The sequence below is a fragment of the Paraburkholderia dioscoreae genome (assembly GCF_902459535.1).
GTDB classification, from domain to species: Bacteria; Pseudomonadota; Gammaproteobacteria; order Burkholderiales; family Burkholderiaceae; genus Paraburkholderia; species Paraburkholderia dioscoreae.
Map to the genome: position 1 here is coordinate 3,864,805 of NZ_LR699553.1, position 18,825 is coordinate 3,883,629.

General features: G+C 62.1%; 8 protein-coding genes. 2 read left to right on the plus strand and 6 right to left on the minus strand.

The window, feature by feature from the left end; all coding sequences use genetic code 11:
* Positions 1-50 precede the first annotated feature (50 nt).
* Entirely contained in the window at positions 51-1,439 is a 1,389-nt protein-coding gene (purB, locus tag PDMSB3_RS17440; protein WP_007180410.1) for an adenylosuccinate lyase, read from the plus strand.
* Positions 1,440-1,539: 100 nt separating this feature from the next.
* On the opposite strand, the gene PDMSB3_RS17445 is transcribed toward purB, so the two are convergent.
* The 4 genes from PDMSB3_RS17445 to edd all read right to left on the minus strand — a co-directional run bounded on the left by PDMSB3_RS17445 (position 1,540) and on the right by edd (position 6,271).
* The gene (locus PDMSB3_RS17445; protein ID WP_007180409.1) at positions 1,540-2,037 is read right to left on the minus strand and encodes a gluconokinase; all 498 of its coding nucleotides are present in this window, start codon (positions 2,035-2,037) and stop codon (positions 1,540-1,542) included.
* A 10-nt stretch (positions 2,038-2,047) separates the two neighbouring features.
* Positions 2,048-3,445, minus strand: coding sequence for a GntP family permease (locus PDMSB3_RS17450; protein WP_165187037.1), 1,398 nt, complete (start codon positions 3,443-3,445; stop codon positions 2,048-2,050).
* 254 nt (positions 3,446-3,699) lie between these two features.
* Positions 3,700-4,341 carry a bifunctional 4-hydroxy-2-oxoglutarate aldolase/2-dehydro-3-deoxy-phosphogluconate aldolase gene (gene eda / locus PDMSB3_RS17455; protein ID WP_165187039.1) on the minus strand — a complete coding sequence of 214 codons (642 nt, stop codon included), beginning with the start codon at positions 4,339-4,341 and terminating at the stop codon, positions 3,700-3,702.
* Between the two features lie 25 nt (positions 4,342-4,366).
* Complete coding sequence (edd, locus tag PDMSB3_RS17460; protein ID WP_007180406.1) at positions 4,367-6,271, minus strand: phosphogluconate dehydratase; 1,905 nt, start codon at positions 6,269-6,271, stop codon at positions 4,367-4,369.
* A 290-nt stretch (positions 6,272-6,561) separates the two neighbouring features.
* Between edd and PDMSB3_RS17465 the strand changes: the two genes are divergently transcribed.
* On the plus strand, positions 6,562-7,407 hold the full coding sequence (locus PDMSB3_RS17465) for a MurR/RpiR family transcriptional regulator (protein ID WP_007180405.1): 846 nt from the start codon (positions 6,562-6,564) through the stop codon (positions 7,405-7,407).
* A 66-nt stretch (positions 7,408-7,473) separates the two neighbouring features.
* Here PDMSB3_RS17465 and PDMSB3_RS17470 read toward each other — a convergent pair whose 3' ends face one another.
* Both PDMSB3_RS17470 and PDMSB3_RS17475 read right to left on the minus strand, forming a co-directional pair.
* A complete protein-coding gene (locus PDMSB3_RS17470) occupies positions 7,474-8,220 on the minus strand; it encodes an OmpA family protein (protein WP_007180404.1) in 747 nt (248 codons plus the stop codon).
* A gap of 126 nt (positions 8,221-8,346) precedes the next feature.
* Complete coding sequence (locus PDMSB3_RS17475; RefSeq protein ID WP_232064223.1) at positions 8,347-18,753, minus strand: YadA-like family protein; 10,407 nt, start codon at positions 18,751-18,753, stop codon at positions 8,347-8,349.
* Positions 18,754-18,825 lie beyond the last annotated feature (72 nt).

Below are 18,825 nucleotides of genomic sequence, written 5' to 3' on the forward strand. Positions count from 1 at the left end.
GTTTCTTCCACGTTTTCACCCTTGCTCTTTGCCCTCACCCGGCCCCCATCATGTCCGACACCCGCCCCGACACCCTGTTCGCGCTGAACGCGCTCTCCCCGCTCGACGGCCGTTATGCCTCGAAAACCGAAGCCCTGCGCGACTGGCTCTCGGAAGCCGCGTTCATGCGCAATCGCGTGACGGTCGAAATCCATTGGCTGATTGCACTCTCGCACGCCGGTTTCGCCGAAGTGCCGCGTTTTTCCGAAGCCGCCGAACAATTCCTGCTGCAACTGGCGGAGCGCTTCACGGCGCACGACGCCGCGCGCATCAAGGAAATCGAGCGTGTGACGAATCACGACGTGAAAGCGGTCGAGTATTGGCTCAAGGAGTCGGTCAAGGGTCAGGAAGAACTGGAACGCGCGAGCGAGTTCATCCATTTCGCGTGTACCTCGGAAGACATCAACAACACCTCGCACGGCCTGATGCTGGCGGGCGCCCGTGAACACGTAATTCTGCCGGCGCTGCGCTCGGTGCATCAGCGTCTCGTCGCGCTGGCTCACGCGCTGGCCGACCAGCCTATGCTGTCGCGCACGCACGGCCAGCCGGCCAGCCCGACCACGCTCGGCAAGGAAATCGCCAACGTGGCCGCGCGTCTGGAGCGCGCGATCGACCGCATCGCGAAGGTCGAACTGCTCGGCAAGATGAACGGCGCGGTCGGCAACTTCAACGCACACCTGTCCGCGTATCCGGAGTTCGATTGGGAAGCGTTCTCGCGCGAAGTGGTCGAGCAGCGCCTGAAACTCACGTTCAATCCGTACACGATCCAGATCGAACCGCACGACTACATGGCCGAACTGTTCGACGCCATGTCGCGCGCCAATACGATCCTGCTGGATCTGGACCGCGACGTGTGGGGCTACATTTCGGTCGGTTACTTCAAGCAACGCACCAAGGCCGGCGAAATCGGTTCGTCCACGATGCCGCACAAGGTCAATCCGATCGACTTCGAAAACTCCGAAGGCAACCTGGGTCTGGCGAACGCCACGCTGCGCCATCTCGCCGACAAGCTGCCGGTGTCGCGCTGGCAGCGCGACCTGACCGACTCGACGGTGCTGCGCAATATCGGCGTCGCGTTCGGCTATTCGCTGCTTGCGTACGACTCGCTGATCCGCGGCCTCGACAAGCTCGAAGTGAATGCGCAGCGTCTGCACGAAGACCTCGACAACTGCTGGGAAGTGCTGGCCGAGCCGGTGCAAACGGTGATGCGCCGTTACGGCATCGAGAATCCGTACGAACAACTGAAGGAACTGACGCGCGGCAAGGGCATCACGCGCGAAGCGCTGCAGACGTTCGTCAGCGGCCTGGCGATTCCGCAAGACGCGAAAGATCGTTTGCTCGCCATGACGCCGGCTTCGTATGTCGGCAAGGCTGCCGAACTGGCCAAGCGGATTGCCTGATCCCATTCAGCCGCATCGGCTGTTGCTCGACTCGTTGCATGAGGCATGAAAAAACCGCTCCTCGGAGCGGTTTTTTTGCATCTACAGCGACCAGGCAAACTCACTTACGCGCTTCAACCTGAATCAGCACGCTGTCGACAATCTCTTCCGGCGACAGTTCGATGCTCACCGTGATCGCCTCATCGGCGCCCGGCTCTTCGAGCGTGTCGAGCTGGCTTTGCAGCAGCGACGGATCGAAGAAATGGCCGGTGCGCGTGGTCAGGCGCTGCTCCAGTACCTCACGCGAACCCTTGAGGTAGACGAAGCACACGTCTTTATCGCCGTCGCGCAGAACGTCGCGATACGAGCGCTTCAGCGACGAACACGTGAACACCGCCGTCTCGCCCGCCTTCTGCTTCTCCTCGATCGCCGCGCGGATCGTTTTCAGCCAGGGCCAGCGGTCTTCGTCCGTCAGCGGAATGCCGTGGTGCATTTTCTCTTTGTTGGCGGCGCTGTGAAATGCGTCGCCGTCGGTGAACGCGCAGTGCAGGCGCTCCGCGAGCATTTCGCCAATTCTCGTCTTGCCGGCGCCCGACACGCCCATTGCGATCAGAATCATCAAAAACTCCTTACACGACCGTCGCGAGTGCGAAGGTCAAACCCAAACCCATCAGCGAGATGATGGTTTCGAGAAGCGACCATGTCTTGAAGGTCTGCCCCACCGTCATCCCGAAGTATTCCTTGATCAGCCAGAAACCGCCGTCGTTCACGTGCGAAAAGATCAGCGAACCCGAACCCGTGGCCAGCACCAGCAGCTCCGGCTTCACCTGCACCGCGCCCGCCGCCGCAATCGGCGCGACGATGCCGCAAGCGGTGGTCATCGCGACCGTCGCCGAGCCGGTTGCAAGGCGAATCAGCGCCGCGACGAGCCAGCCGAACAGCAACGGCGACAGATGCGCCGACGTCGCAGCATTGACGATCTCCTTCGAAATGCCGCTATCCATCAGCACGCGCCCAAAGCCGCCGCCCGCGCCGACGATCAGCGTAATGCCCGCGATCGGCGCGAGACATTCGCCGCAGAATTTCTGGATCTGCTCGCGATCGAAGCCACGGCTCGCACCAAAGGTCCAGAAGCTGACCAGCACCGCGATCAGCAGCGCCACATCCGAATTACCGACGAAACGCAGCAGATCGTTCGCCAAGGTCTTCTGCGTGAACACGAGGTCGGCCCAACTGCCTACCAGCATCAGGATAACCGGCAACAGGATCGTGAACAGCGTCACGCCGAAGCTCGGCAGTTCGCGCCTGGGCGCGGTCTTTTGCGCACCGTCACCGTTGTTCGCGGCATCGGTTTCATCGGCGCCGAGAAATTGCGAGGCGAGCGCGTTGTCTTTCGGCAGCTTGATATAGCGGCTGATCATCAACGCAAACAGCGGACCCGCGACGATTGCGGTCGGCACGCCGACAATCAGGCCATAGGCGATGGTCCTGCCGATATCCGCGTGATACGCCTGCACCGCGAGCATCGCGGCCGGGTGCGGCGGAAGCAGCCCGTGCACGACGGACAGACCCGCGACCATTGGCAAGCCGACTAGCAGCAACGACTTGTTGGTGCGCTTCGCGACGTTGAAAGCAATCGGAATCAGCAGCACGAAACCGACTTCGAAGAACACCGGCAAGCCCACGATGATCGCGACGATCATCATCGCCCAGTGGATATTCTTCTCGCCGAAGAAGTCGATCAATGTGGTGGCGATGCGCTCGGCGCCGCCGGATTCGGCCATCATCTTGCCGAGCATCGTGCCGAGGCCGACCACGATCGCGATGTGGCCAAGCGTATTGCCATTGCCCGTTTCGAACGATTTGACGATCGTGCCGATCGGCATGCCGGATGCGAGACCCAGCAGCAGCGACACGATGATCAGAACGAGGAACGGGTAAACCTTGTAGCGCGTGATCAGCAGGATCAGCAATGCGATGGCGATCGCCGCGAAGACCAGCAGCATGCTGCCGTGGACAGCTTCCATGAAGCTCCTCCTTTTGCGTTATTGATTCTGAGTGCGGAACACGGTCAGCACCTTGTCTCACGGTGACCTGTGCGGCGCCCTGAAACCGGGCTCACCGCGCGGACGCCGAATTTTACTGTGTGTCGTCTGCCCACGCGCACCGCTTCGTCGCGCATATCGAAAAGGAGCCTCGCCGCGACAGCCCGAACGGCTGTATCGACGAGGCTCCTTTGCATAGGGCCTTGATAACGGCTTAACGTGCGCGCCGCATCAACTTAGTGGGCGGGCGCGGCCAATTGGCTCGCGGCGCGCGCGAGACGCGTGACCTCTTCCCAGTTGTGCGAAGCAAGCGCGGCTTTCGGCGTGAGCCACGAACCGCCGACGCACACCACGTTCGGCAGCGACAGGAAAGTCGAAGCCGATTCGGCCGTGATACCGCCGGTCGGGCAGAATTTCAGATTCAGGAACGGGCCGTAGAAAGCTTGCAGCATCGGCACGCCGCCGGCCTGCTGGGCCGGGAAAAACTTCACGATCTCGTAGCCGAGTTCGAGCGCAGTGATGATGTCGGTCGGCGTCATCACGCCCGGCAGGAGCGGCAAGCCCGCGTCCTGTGCGGCCTTGTGCATGTCTTTCGTCAAACCCGGCGAGACGCCGAACTGTGCGCCCGCCTTTTTGGCCTGAGCGCAGTGCTCGGGCTTCGTAATCGTGCCGACACCGACCACGATATCCTCGGCCAGCTGGCTCGCGCGTTCAATCGCTTCCAGGCCGGCCGCCGTGCGCAGGGTGATTTCCAGCACCTTCACGCCACCCGCATGCAGCGCACGCGACACCTGCTCACCCTGTTCGACCGAGTCGAACGCGAGCACCGGAATCACCGGGCCGAGGCGCACGATATCGCTTACTGTTTTCGACGTCATAGTCAGACTCCTTGTTCTGCAGCGCTTAGCTGGCTTGAGTGGTGCTTGTATGTTTGCCGGTGTGAGCTTTTGCCGCTTCGCCGTGATGCGCCGAATGCTCGCCCACCATCGCGCCGAATACCGACGCACCCTGCTCCGCCGGCGCCGCCGCCGCGCGGAACACACCGAACAGTTCGCGGCCGAAGCCGACTTCGTTTTCCGCCTGATGTAGCGGCTGGACATTCGGCCGCGCGGCCCATTCGGCCACGTCGATCTCGATGTCGAGCACGCCGGCTTCGGCGTCGATCACCAATATGTCGCCCGTGCGCACCTTGCCGATCGGGCCTTGCAGCAAGGCTTCCGGCGACAGGTGAATGACCGCAGGCACCTTGCCCGATGCGCCTGACATACGGCCATCCGTGACCAGCGCGACATGGAAACCTTGATCCTGCAACACACCGAGCAGCGGCGTCAAACGATGCAGTTCAGGCATGCCGTTTGCGCGCGCGCCCTGGAAGCGCACCACCGCGATGAAGTCGCGCTTCAGTTCGCCTTTGTCGAACGCTTCCTGCACGGCTTCCTGAGAATCGAACACGATCGCCGGCGCCTTCACCTTGCGATGCTGCGCCGCCACCGCCGAAATCTTGATCACGCCGCGGCCGAGCTTGCCCTGCATCAGACGCAAGCCGCCATCCGGCTGGAACGGCTCCTTGATGCCGCGCAGCACGGCCGTGTCTTCGCTGGCTTCGGCGCCCGGCACCCATTGCAGCTTGCCGTCGATCAGCTTCGGCTCTTCGGTGTAGTGCTTGAGTCCCTTGCCCGCGACCGTGTTGACGTCTTCGTGAAGCAAGCCGCCTTCCAGCAGATTGCGCACCAGGAACGCGACGCCGCCGGCCGCATGGAAGTGGTTCACGTCGGCCTTGCCATTCGGATAGATCTTCGCGAGCAACGGCACGGCTTGCGATAGCGCGTCGAAGTCGTCCCAGTCGATCACGATGCCCGCCGCGCGCGCAATCGCCACCAGGTGCAGCGTGTGATTGGTCGAGCCGCCTGTCGCCAGCAACGCGACGATGCCGTTGACAATCGCTTTCTCGTCGACCACGTGGCCAATCGGCATGTAGTTGCCGCGCTCGACCGTCAGATCGAGCACGCGGCGCGCGGCCTGCGCGGTCAATGCGTCGCGCAGCGGCGTATGCGGATGCACGAAAGCCGAACTCGGCAGATGCAAACCCATCACTTCCATCAGCATCTGATTGCTATTTGCCGTGCCGTAGAACGTGCAGGTGCCGTGGCTGTGATACGCGGCGGCTTCCGCTTCGAGCAGCGCGTCGCGGCCGCACTGGCCGGTGGCGAAGAGCTGGCGCGTCTTGGCCTTATCGTCGTTGGACAGGCCGCTGCCCATCGGGCCGGCCGGCACGAAGATGGTCGGCAGATGGCCGAATTGCAGCGCGCCGATCAGCAAGCCCGGCACGATCTTGTCGCAGATGCCGAGGCACAGTGCCGCGTCGAACATGTTGTGCGTCAGCGCGACCGCCGTGCTCATCGCGATCACTTCGCGCGAGAACAGCGACAGTTCCATGCCCGCGTTGCCTTGCGTGACGCCGTCGCACATGGCCGGCACGCCGCCCGCGAATTGCGCGACGCCGCCGTTTTCACGCGCGGCCTGCTTGATGATGTCCGGGTAGTTTTTGTACGGCGCGTGGGCCGACAACATTTCGTTGTACGAGGACACGATGCCGATGTTCGGCTCGCGAATCTGCTTGATGACGAGCTTGTCGTTGCCTTCGAGCCCGGCGAAACCGTGGGCCAGATTGGCGCACGAGAGCGCACCGCGCGCCGGGAACCGGCCTTGCGCCTGATCGATGCGGGCCAGATACGCCTCGCGCGTAGGCTTGCTGCGCTCGACCACGCGTTGCGTGACCTTCAACAATTGCGAATGCGGGGAAACCATCGGAACTCCTTCGTCGCTGGCGGCGGGCGGGCGCGCACCAGGCCAGGTAGGTATCGCGGGGATGTCGGATCAGTTAACAGCGCCATCTTAGTAGAAAAACTACATGATCACAAGGACGAGCGCTGCTGCGCTGCGGCATCGATCACCGGTTCGCAACGCCCGACCAGCCTAGTTTTCGCGCATGACACCTAGGGTCTAGGGATTACACCTACCGCTAGAAATGTAGTTTTTGTACATGCCCAGCAATCGGATATAGTCCACGCATTCTTCAGCATAGTGCGAGTTTTCCAATGATGCTGTCCCAGGTGGAAGAGATGCGCGACCAGTTGCGGCCGTCCGAACGCAAACTGGCCGATTACGTGATCGAAGCGCCGCGCGAAGTGCTCGACTTGTCCATGACCGAAGTGGCCGCCCGCGCGGGCGTGAGCCAGCCGACCATTGCGCGGTTTTGTCATGCGCTCGGCTTTTCGGGGTTTCGCGAGTTCAAGATCCGGCTTGCGCAGGGGATTGCGTCGGGTGTGCCGACCGTCTATCGGGACGTACGGCCGGACGAGGGCGCGCCCGGTCTCATCGCCAAAGTTTTCGACCGGACCATCGGCACGCTGATCGAAGTGCGCAACAGCTTGTCACCGGATAGCGTCGAAGCGGCCGTCGATCTGCTGGCGAACGCGGCGCGCATCGAGTTCTACGGGGCGGGCGGCTCGGGCATTGCCGCGCAGGATATCCAGCACAAGTTTTTCCGGCTCGGCATGCCGAGCGTCGCGTACTCCGATCCGCATACCTATTCGATGTCGGCGGCGCTGCTCGGACCCGGCGATGTGGTGGTGGCGGTATCGAATACCGGCCGCACCCGCGATATCATCGAAGCCGCGCGTTCGGCGCTTGCCCGCGGCGCGAAAGTGATCGCGATCACGCATGGCAGCTCACCGCTCGCGCGGGTCGCGTCGATCTGCCTGTTCTCGAACGTGGTCGAAGAAAACGATGTGTTTTCGCCGATGACATCGCGCATGTCGCATCTGGCGATCGGCGACATTCTGGCGGTCGGCGTCGCGCTCAAGCGCGGCCCCGAGTTGGTGGAGCGGGTGGGACAGGCGAAAGGGGTGATCGGACGGTTGAGGGTCGATGGCGAGAGTTGATGCCCACGAGATAAAGAAGGCCTGCGCGATGGCAGGCCTTTGAGATCAAACAATGCGCGCTGCTCTTTACTCCGCAAATACGCGGACGTCGACGCGGCGGTTCTGCATGCGGCCTTCGGCCGTGGCATTCGATGCAACCGGATCGGCGCTCCCCAGACCTCGCGCGACGAACTGGTCGACGTGGAGCCCGCCGTCGCGCAGATATTGCACGACAGCGGCGGCACGAGCCTGGGAGAGGTTCAGGTTATGCGCCTCCGAACCTGTCGCATCGGTATAACCCACCACCGTCAAGCGATGCAGGTTGATGCCCTGATTCACGCTCATGAAGTGGTCGAGGTTTTTCTTTGCAATGGGGCTAAGCATTGCGCTATCCGTTGCGAAGTTCGCGTTGCCTTGCAGCAGTAACCGAACCTGCGGCACCGCCTGTTTGGCTTGCGGCTGCGCAGCGGGCTGCGGCGGAACCGGTTGTTGCGCAACCGGCGGCTGCGAAACCGGTTGCTCCACAACCGGCTTGCCGCACATGAAGGTCAACTCGCGCGGATCCTTCTTCGGTGCGGCGTCGCTCACGCGATCCACTGCTTCGAGCCATGTCACAGGTTGAGTCTTACAGGTCTCCCCCGCCACACGCACGCAACTCTTCGCGCTTTCAAAGAGTCCCTCGCAGTTGACCCGATAAATCGGCGCCTGCTGGTTCGGCACGCTCACTGCGCGAAGCGTATAGGTTGGACCCGACTGCGTGGTACATGCAGCAAGAAATGTCACGAGCGCGCCGAGTAGCAGCACGCGCGGAGACTTGGAAAGAGTGGTGTTCATTTCGGGAATTCAGTCGATTGAAGCGGCGCCCTTGCCGCGTGTTTTTTGCGGACAAGAGCGCGCTTGCTGTTAAGTCAAAACAGACCAGGCTGACGGACGAGACTCACGCCCCACCCGTCATGGCACTTACCACTGGTAGGACGCACCCACACCTACCGTCGTGCCTTGCGAGCTCGTGCCCGCGCCGGCCTTCATCTTCAGGTTCTGGGTGATGCGCGCCGAGACGCCGAGCGCCACAGCCTGCGAACCCTTGTACGAGCCACCGCCGACACCAACCGCGATCGTCTTGCCTTGATCGACGTCCGGAATCATGGTCAGCGCGGTAGCCGCCGCGATACCCGCATACGCATTCCGCGCGACCTGATTCACGCCGTTCTGCACCGCGTTGATCTGCTGGTCGGTATAGTCCTTCGCCGACGTGCCGGCCGGCAGGTTGCCCACCGACGCGCCGATCGCCTCGTTCAACTGGCCGACGTTGACCGCGTCGGTGGTTGCCGTACCTGCTGCGACATGGGCGATCTGACGTTCGTTGCCCGCCGAGCCCACCGACACCGTGTTGTCACGGTCCGCCACCGAGTTCGCACCCAGTGCCACCGAGTTGGCCCCGGTCGCCCGCGCATTCGCACCCATTGCCGTCGAATGCGTGCCGCTGGCGAGCGCGGCTTCCGTGTCACGGTTGCCGTCTGCTGCGAACATCGGATTGCCGCCCGAGATAGCGAGATTCTTAACGGAGGAGATCGCCGCATTCATCTGGCTGACGTTGACCGCATCGTCACCGGCCGAGCCTGCCGCCACGTTGCGGATCGTCGTGCCGCCTGCCACACCGTTACCCATGGTGACGGTGTTGTAGTTGGCCGAACCGTCCGCGTTGTGGTCATACGTGACGGCGGCGTTGGTCGTGCCATCCGTATTGATCACGCCCGACGCCTTCAACTGCGCGACGTTCACTGCATCCGTGTCCGCCGTACCGGCCGCCACATTGGTGATCTGGCGCTCCGCACCGGCCGCGCCCACCGACACCGTGTTGGCACGGTCAGCCACCGAATTCGAACCCAATGCAACCGAGTTCGCCGCCTGCGACCGGGCGTTACCGCCGATCGCCACCGACTCCGCGCCTGTCGCCTGCGAATCAGCCAAACCCGAGTTGGCGTGGAAGTACATGACGCCGCTACCGGTGCTGATGTTGTTCAGCGTGTTGTTGATATTGGTGATGTCAGTCGAGTTCTGCGCCACGCGGCCGTCAAGGTTGGTAATCGCGTCACCCACGTTGTTGACAGTCGTGCCATTCACCACATACGACGGAGCTGTAACCGAACCATCCGGGTTCACGGAGGAACCGCCGCCCATCGCATCCGCCGTCGAACTGGCCAGTGCGTACAGTTGCGAACCGCTCACGGCGTCCACGCTCTTCGCGTTCACGTCGCCTGCCGACACGCCCGTCAGTTTGCGCACACCCGCCGTGCCCGTGAAGTCCACCACCGTACCGTTGGTGTCCTTCGCGACTGTGATGTTGCGCGTCGTCGCATCCTGCTTCACCAGGCCCACCCCACCATTGTTGACAGTGTTGGTCAGGTTGGTGATGTCGGTAGAGTTCTGCGTCACCTGCTGGTTGGTTGCATACAGTTCGCTGCCATTGACCGCATCCGTGCTCGTCGCGCTCACGCGGCCAGCCGCCACGTTCGTGATCGTGCGCTCACTACCCGCTGCGCCCACGCTCACGGTGCTCGACGCAGCCGTGCCAGCAAACGTGTAGGTGATACCGCCGATCATCGTGCCGGAAGTCGCCACCGCCGTTGTCGTCATGGAACCCGCGCCCAGTGCAACCGCGCCGGCGTTGGACGCTTTCGCACCGTTACCCAGTGCGACTGCATTGGTGGCGCTTGCCACTGCTGCCGGACCTGCCGCCAGGCTGTCCGTCGCCGTTGCTGAGGAATCGGCAAGCGTCGAGTTGGCGTGGAAGTACTTGATGCCACCGCCACCGTTGGTGATGTTGTTGACCACGTTGCTGATGTTGGTGACGTTGCCAGCAATGTTGCTGACGTTGTTGCTCAGGCTGTTCACGTTGTTGTTGACCGTGTTGACCTTTGCGTCTTCTGACATCAACTGGCTTACGTTGACCGCGTCCGTAGCGGCCGAGCCCGCTGCAACATTCGTGATGCGACGTTCCTTGCCTGCCGAGCCTACCGACACTTCACCACCCGTTGCCATAGCTGCCGAGATTGGCGTGCCGCCGAGCGGGGTGAAACCGGCCGTCGTCAGCGTCGTCGAGTTCGCCACCGAGTTCGAGCCCAGTGCTACCGAGTTGGCTGTCGTTGCCTGAGCATTGCCACCGATCGCCACCGCATCCGTGCCCGTCGCGGACGAGTCGGCCAGCGTCGAGTTCGCGTGGAAGTACTTGATGCCATCGCCACCGTTGGTGATGTTGTTCACCACGTTGCTGATGTTGGTGACATCGCCAGCGATGTTGTTGACCGTACCCGTAACATTCGCCACGTTCTGGTTCGTCGCGTACAGCTGAGAACCGTTCACCGCGTCCGTGCTCGTCGCACCCAGGTCGCCAGCCTTCAGGTTCGTGATCTTCGTACCCGATGCTCCGCCCAGCGTCACCACATCGTGTGCCGACGAGTCGTACATCACCGCATCGCCCATCTGGCCGTTGATGTTCGTGACCTGCGTGCTGAGGTTGGTGATGTCGCTCGCGTTCTGGTTGACCTTTGCGTCTTCCGACATCAACTGGCTTACGTTGACCGCGTCCGTAGCGGCCGAGCCCGCTGCAACATTCGTGATGCGACGTTCCTTGTCCGCTGAGCCCACCGACACTTCGCCATTGGTCACCGAGGCCATGCCCGACAACGTGCCGCTGCCCGGGTTGTAACCTGCTGCCGACAGGTTTGCCATCGTCGTCGAACCCGAGCCCAGTGCCACCGAGTTGGCTGTCGTTGCCTGAGCATTGCCACCGATTGCCACCGCTTCCGTGCCCGTTGCCGACGAGTCCGCCAGTGTCGAGTTCGCATGGAAGTACTTGATGCCTCCACCACCGTTGGTGATGTTGTTCACCACGTTGCTGATGTTGGTGACTGTACCGATGACATTCGCCACGTTCTGGTTCGTCGCATACAGCTGTGAACCATTCACCGCATCCGTGCTCGTCGCACTCAGGTCGCCGGCCTTAAGGTTCGTGATCTTCGTGCCCGAAGTTCCGCCCAGCGTCACCACATCGTGCGCCGACGAGTCGTACATCACCGCATCGCCCATCTGGCCGTTGATGTTCGTGACCTGCGTGCTGAGGTTGGTGATGTCGCTCGCGTTCTGGTTGACCTTTGCGTCTTCCGACATCAACTGGCTTACGTTGACCGCGTCCGTAGCGGCCGAGCCCGCTGCAACATTCGTGATGCGACGTTCCTTGTCCGCTGAGCCCACCGACACTTCGCCATTGGTCACCGAGGCCATGCCCGACAACGTGCCGCTGCCCGGGTTGTAACCTGCTGCCGACAGGTTTGCCATCGTCGTCGAACCCGAGCCCAGTGCCACCGAGTTGGCTGTCGTTGCCTGAGCATTGCCACCGATTGCCACCGCTTCCGTGCCCGTCGCCGACGAGTCCGCCAGTGTCGAGTTCGCATGGAAGTACTTGATGCCTCCACCACCGTTGGTGATGTTGTTCACCACGTTGCTGATGTTGGTGACGTTGCCAGCAATGTTGCTGACGTTGTTGCTCAGGCTGTTCACGTTGTTGTTGACCGTGTTGACCTTTGCGTCTTCTGACATCAACTGGCTCACGTTGACCGCGTCCGTGGTGTTCAGACCTGCGGCTAGGTTGGTGATGCGACGTTCCTTGGCCGCTGTGCCCACCGACACTTCACCACCGGCTGCCGTAGCTGCCGAGATTGCCGTGCCGCCGAGCGGCGTGAAGCCGGCCGTCGTCAGCGTCGTCGAGTTCGCCACCGAGTTCGAGCCCAGGGCTACCGAGTTGGCTGTCGTTGCCTGAGCATTGCCACCGATTGCCACCGCATCCGTGCCCATCGCGAACGAGTCCGCCAGTGTCGAGTTCGCGTGGAAGTACTTGATGCCATCGCCACCGTTAGTGATGTTGTTCACCACGTTGCTGATGTTCGTGACATCGCCAGCGATGTTGGTAACGTTGCTCGCCACATTCGCCACGTTCTGGTTCGTCGCGTACAGCTGAGAACCGTTCACCGCGTCCGTGCTCGTCGCGCTCAAGTCGCCAGCCGACAGGCCCGTCAGCTTGCGCGTGCCCGCTGTGCCCGTGAAGTCCACCACCGTGCCGTCGGAATCCTTCGCCACCGTGATGTTGCGTGACACTGCATCCTGTTGCACCAGACCCACCTCACCGTTGTCGATGTTGTTGGTCAAAGTCGTGATGTCCGTCGTGTTCTGCGTGACGCGGCCGTCGATGTTGGTGACCTGCGTGTTGAGGTTGGTAATGTCGCTCGTGTTCTGGCTGACCTTTGCGTCTTCCGACATCAACTGGCTTACGTTGACCGCGTCCGTAGCGGCCGAGCCCGCTGCAACGTTCGTGATGCGACGTTCCTTGCCCGCTGAGCCCACCGACACTTCGCCATTGGTCACCGAGGCCATGCCCGACAGCGTGCCGCTACCCGGGTTGTAACCTGCTGCCGAAAGGTTTGCCGTCGTCGTCGCACCCGAACCCAGGGCTATCGAGTTCGCCGCCGTCGCCTGCGCATTGCCACCGATTGCCACCGCATCCGTGCCCGTCGCCGACGAGTCCGCCAGTGTCGAGTTCGCGTGGAAGTACTTGATGCCATCGCTACCGTTGGTGATGTTGTTCACCACGTTGCTGATGTTGGTGACATCGCCAGCGATGTTGTTGACCGTACCGCTGACATTCGCCACGTTCTGGTTCGTCGCGTACAGCTGAGAACCGTTCACCGCGTCCGTGCTCGTCGTACTCAGGTCGCCAGCCTTAAGGTTCGTGATCTTCGTGCCCGAAGTTCCGCCCAGCGTCACCACATCGTGCGCCGACGAGTCGTACATCACCGCATCGCCCATCTGGCCGTAGATATTCGTGACCTGCGTGCTGAGGTTGGTGATGTCGCTCGTGTTCTGGCTGACCTTTGCGTCTTCCGACATCAACTGGCTCACGTTCACCGCGTCCGTGGCATTGAGACCTGCGGCCACGTTCGTGATACGACGCTCTGCACCTGCCGAGCCCACCGACACTTCACCACCCGTTGCCGTAGCTGCCGAGATTGCCGTGCCGCCGAGCGGCGTGAAGCCGGCCGTCGTCAGCGTCGTCGAGTTCGCCACCGAGTTCGAGCCCAGTGCTACCGAGTTGGCTGTCGTTGCCTGAGCATTGCCACCGATCGCCACCGCATCCGTGCCCGTCGCCGACGAGTCCGCCAGTGTCGAGTTCGCGTGGAAGTACTTGATGCCGTCACCACCGTTGGTGATGTTGTTGACTACGTTGCTGATGTTGGTGACGTTGCCAGCAATGTTGCTGACGTTGTTGCTCAGGCTGTTCACGTTGTTGTTGACCGTGTTGACCTTTGCGTCTTCTGACATCAACTGGCTTACGTTGACCGCGTCCGTAGCGGCCGAGCCCGCTGCAACATTCGTGATGCGACGTTCCTTGCCTGCCGAGCCTACCGACACTTCACCACCCGTTGCCATAGCTGCCGAGATTGGCGTGCCGCCGAGCGGGGTGAAACCGGCCGTCGTCAGTGATGTCGAGTTCGCCACCGAGTTCGAGCCCAGTGCTACCGAGTTGGCTGTCGTTGCCTGAGCATTGCCACCGATCGCCACCGCATCCGTGCCCGTCGCCGACGAGTCCGCCAGTGTCGAGTTCGCGTGGAAGTACTTGATGCCATCGCTACCGTTGGTGATGTTGTTCACCACGTTGCTGATGTTGGTGACATCGCCAGCGATGTTGTTGACCGTACCGCTGACATTCGCCACGTTCTGGTTCGTCGCGTACAGCTGAGAACCGTTCACCGCGTCCGTGCTCGTCGTACTCAGGTCGCCAGCCTTCAGGTTCATGATCTTCGTGCCCGAAGTTCCGCCCAGCGTCACCACATCGTGCGCCGACGAGTCGTACATCACCGCATCGCCCATCTGGCCGTTGATGTTGGTGACCTGAGTGCTGAGGTTGGTAATATCGCTCGTGTTCTGGCTGACCTTTGCGTCTTCCGACATCAACTGGCTCACGTTCACCGCGTCCGTGGCATTGAGACCTGCGGCCACGTTCGTGATACGACGCTCTGCACCTGCCGAGCCCACAGACACTTCGCCACCAACTGCCGTAGCTGCCGAGATTGCCGTGCCGTCCAGCGGCGTGAAGCCGGCCGTCGTCAGTGATGTCGAGTTGGCCACCGAGTTCGAACCCAGTGCTACCGAGTTGGTGGTCGTTGCCTGAGCATTGCCACCGATCGCCACCGCATCCGTGCCCGTCGCGGACGAGTCCGCCAGCGTCGAGTTCGCGTGGAAATACTTGATGCCGTCACCACCGTTGGTGATGTTGTTGACTACGTTGCTGATGTTGGTGACATCGCCAGCGATGTTGTTGACCGTACCCGTAACATTCGCCACGTTCTGGTTCGTCGCGTACAGCTGAGAACCGTTCACCGCGTCTTTGCTCGTCGCACCCAGGTCGCCAGCCTTCAGGTTCGTGATCTTCGTACCCGATGCTCCGCCCAACGTCACCACATCGTGTGCCGACGAGTCGTACATCACCGCATCGCCCATCTGGCCGTTGATGTTCGTGACCTGCGTGCTGAGGTTGGTAATGTCGCTCGTGTTCTGGCTGACCTTTGCGTCTTCCGACATCAACTGGCTTACGTTGACCGCGTCCGTGGCATTGAGACCTGCGGCCACGTTCGTGATACGACGTTCCTTGGCCGCTGTGCCCACCGACACTTCACCACCGGCTGCCGTAGCTGCCGAGATTGCCGTGCCGCCGAGCGGCGTGAAGCCGGCCGTCGTCAGTGATGTCGAGTTGGCCACTGAGTTCGAGCCCAGCGCCACCGAGTTGGCTGTCGTTGCCTGAGCATTGCCACCGATTGCCACCGCATCCGTGCCCATCGCGAACGAGTCCGCCAGTGTCGAGTTCGCGTGGAAGTACTTGATGCCGTCGCCACCGTTGGTGATGTTGTTCACCACGTTGCTGATGTTGGTGACTGTACCGATGGCATTCGCCACGTTCTGGTTCGTCGCGTACAGTTGCGAACCGTTCACCGCATCCGTGCTGGTCGCGCCTAAATCGCCCGCATTCAGGTTCGTGATCTTGGTGGTGCCGCTTGCACCGTGCAGCGTGATCGTGTCTTTTGTGCCGTCGTCATAGGCCACTGCGTCGGCAGTGCTGCCGATGATGGCCGATTGCAACTGGCTCACGTTCACCGCATCCGTGGCTGCCGAACCGGCCGCGACGTTCGTGATGCGACGTTCCTTGCCCGCTGAGCCCACCGACACTTCACCAGCCGGCGTCACGCCCGACACTTTGCCCGTACCCGGGTTGTATGCCGCGGCCGAAAGGTTTGCCGTCGTCGTCGAACCCGAGCCCAGTGCAACAGAGTTGGCCGCCGTCGCCTGCGCATTGCCACCGATTGCCACCGCGTCCGTGCCCGTCGCCGACGAGTCCGCCAGCGTCGAGTTCGCGTGGAAGTACTTGATGCCGTCGCCACCGTTGGTGATGTTGTTCACCACGTTGCTGATGTTCGTGACGTTGCCCGCGATGTTGGTGACGTTGCTGCTTAGGTTGTTCACGTCGTTGTTGATCGTGTTCACCTTTGCGTCTTCCGACTGCAACTGGCTCACGTTCACCGCATCCGTTGCAGCCACGCCCGCCGCCACATTCGTGACACGACGTTCCTTGCCTACCGAACCCATCGACACTTCACCATTGGCTGTCGATGCCGTACCCGACAGCGTCCCGCTGCCCGGGTTGTAACCCGCTGCCGAAAGGTTTGCCGTCGTCGTCGAGTTCGCACCGAGCGCGACCGAATTGCCCGCCGAGGCCGTTGCGTTACCGCCAATCGCCACTGCGTCCGTCCCCGTCGCCGACGAATCCGCCAGGGTAGAGTTCGCGTGGAAGTACTTCACGCCACCACCGTTGGTGATGTTGTTCACCGTGTTGCTGATGTTGGTGACATTGCCTGCGATGTTCGTGACGCTGGTGCTCAGGTTGTTCACGTTGTTATTGATCGTGTTGACCTTCGCGTCTTCCGACTGCAACTGGCTCACGTTCACCGCGTCCGTGGCCGCCGAACCCGCCGCGACGTTCGTGATACGACGTTCCGTGCCCGATGCCCCCACCGACACTTCGCCATTAGCGGTCGATGCGGAGCCCGACAGCGTTCCGCTGCCCGGGTTGTAACCCGCGGCCGACAGATTCGCCGTCGTCGTCGAGTTCTTGCCCAAGGCTACCGAATTCGCTGCAGACGCGGTGGCTGCATTGCCAAGCGACACCGAGCCCGTACCGGACGCATTGCTATCGCGGCCGATTGAGACCGAATTGTCGCCGCCTGCCGCAGCGTGATATCCCATCGCCGCACTGACGTTGTTTGCGGTTGCGCCATCGCCGATTGCAACGGCCGAACCCGAGCTCGCACCAGTCGTCATGGCGTTCGAACCAATGGCGATTGAATTGCCAGCTGCCGCCGTTGCCCCGGTGCCGATTGCAACGGCGTTAGTGCCCGACGCCGTCGAATCGGCTCCGGTCGAGTTCACGTGGAAATACTTGATCCCCGCACCGTTGTTGATGTTGTTGACCGACGTATTGAGTTTGCCCAGCGCCGTATCCACCGTGCTGAAAGCGGAGCCGACATTGGTCGCCGCGCCCGTCGTGCCCGCGATCGCATTCGCGTTCGTCAGCGCGTAGCTCGGAGCGCTGATCGCACCAGTCGTGCTGTTGTAGGCCGCGCCGCCGCCCAAAGCTGCCGCCGTGGTCGTGCCTTGCTGGTCGACCTTGCCGTCTTCCGACTGCAACTGGCTCACGTTCACTGCGTCCGTCGCCGCTGACCCGGCCGCCACATTCGTGACACGACGCTCCTTGCCTGCCGAACCCACCGACACTTCGCCGTTGGCTGTCGATGCCGTGCCCGACAGCGTGCCCGTGCCCGGGTTGTAACCCGCGGCCGACAGGTTGGCCGTCGTCGTCGAATTCGCACCCAGCGCTACCGAGTTCGCTACCGACGCAGTTGCGTTACCACCAATCGCCACTGCGTCCGTCCCCGTCGCCGACGCATCCGCCAGCGTAGAGTTCGCATGGAAGTACTTCACACCTCCGCCGTTGGTGATGTTGTTCACCGTGTTGCTGATGTTGGTGACATTGCCCGCGATGTTCGTGACGTTGGCAGACAGGTTGCTGACGTTACTGCTCAGGTTGTTCACGTTGTTGTTGATCGTGTTCACCTTTGCGTCTTCCGACTGCAACTGGCTCACGTTCACCGCATCCGTTGCGGCCGAACCGGCTGCCACGTTCGTGACACGACGCTCCTTGCCTGCCGAACCCATCGACACTTCGCCATTGGCTGTCGATGCCGTGCCCGACAGCGTGCCGCTGCCCGGGTTGTAACCCGCGGCTGACAGGTTCGCAGTCGTCGTAGAAGCATTTCCCAGCGCCACCGAATTGGTCGCGGAGGCTACGGCGTTCGTGCCAACGGCTGTCGAATTCGCACCGGACACGTTGGCCCCGCCACCAATTGCCGTGCCAAGCGCAACAGAAACATTCGCGTTGGTGCCGATCGCCACGCCCCAGCTCGATAGCGAAGTATTGGCACCATTACCGAGGGAAACGGACTTGTCCGCCGCCTTCGAATCACCGCCAATGGCAATCGAATTATTCGCGCCAGTGACGTTCTGCGCGTTGTTGCCAATCGCAATACTGGCCGCGCCCACTGCTGTCGCGCCGTCACCCATCGCGACGGAGGAACCGCCAAGCGACGACGCCTTGTCACCCACCGCGACCGAGTTCGCCCCCGTCGCCGACGAATCCGCCAGCGTAGAGTTCGCATGGAAGTACTTCACGCCACCACCGTTGGTGATGTTGTTCACCGTGTTGCTGATGTTGGTGACGTTGCCAGCGATGTTGCTGACGTTGCTGCTCAGGTTGTTCACGTTGTTGTTGATCGTGTTCACCTTCGCATCTTCCGACTGCAACTGGCTCACGTTCACCGCATCCGTTGCCGCTGAACCGGCTGCCACGTTCGTGACACGACGCTCCTTGCCTGCCGAACCCATCGACACTTCACCATTGGCTGTCGATGCCGTACCCGACAGCGTGCCCGTGCCCGGGTTGTAACCCGCGGCCGACAGGTTCGCCGTCGTCGTCGAATTCGCACCCAGCGCCACGCTGGAGGTCGTGCTGGCAACCGCGCCCTGGCCCAGCGCGAGGCTGCCGCTGCCATTGGCTTGCGCACTGTCGCCTACCGCAACGCCACCGGCGTTGGCTGTCGCCGACGCGTTATTGCCCACCACCGTGTTGTTACTATGGCTGCTGGACGCGCCAGTCCCGATAACCGTCGAGTTGTTGCCGTACGACGTCGCTGCGTCGCCAATCACGATGGCACCCGCTCCCGTCACGGCCGGGTTTCCACCGTTTGACTGTAAGCGATCGTTTCTACCCGTCTGGCG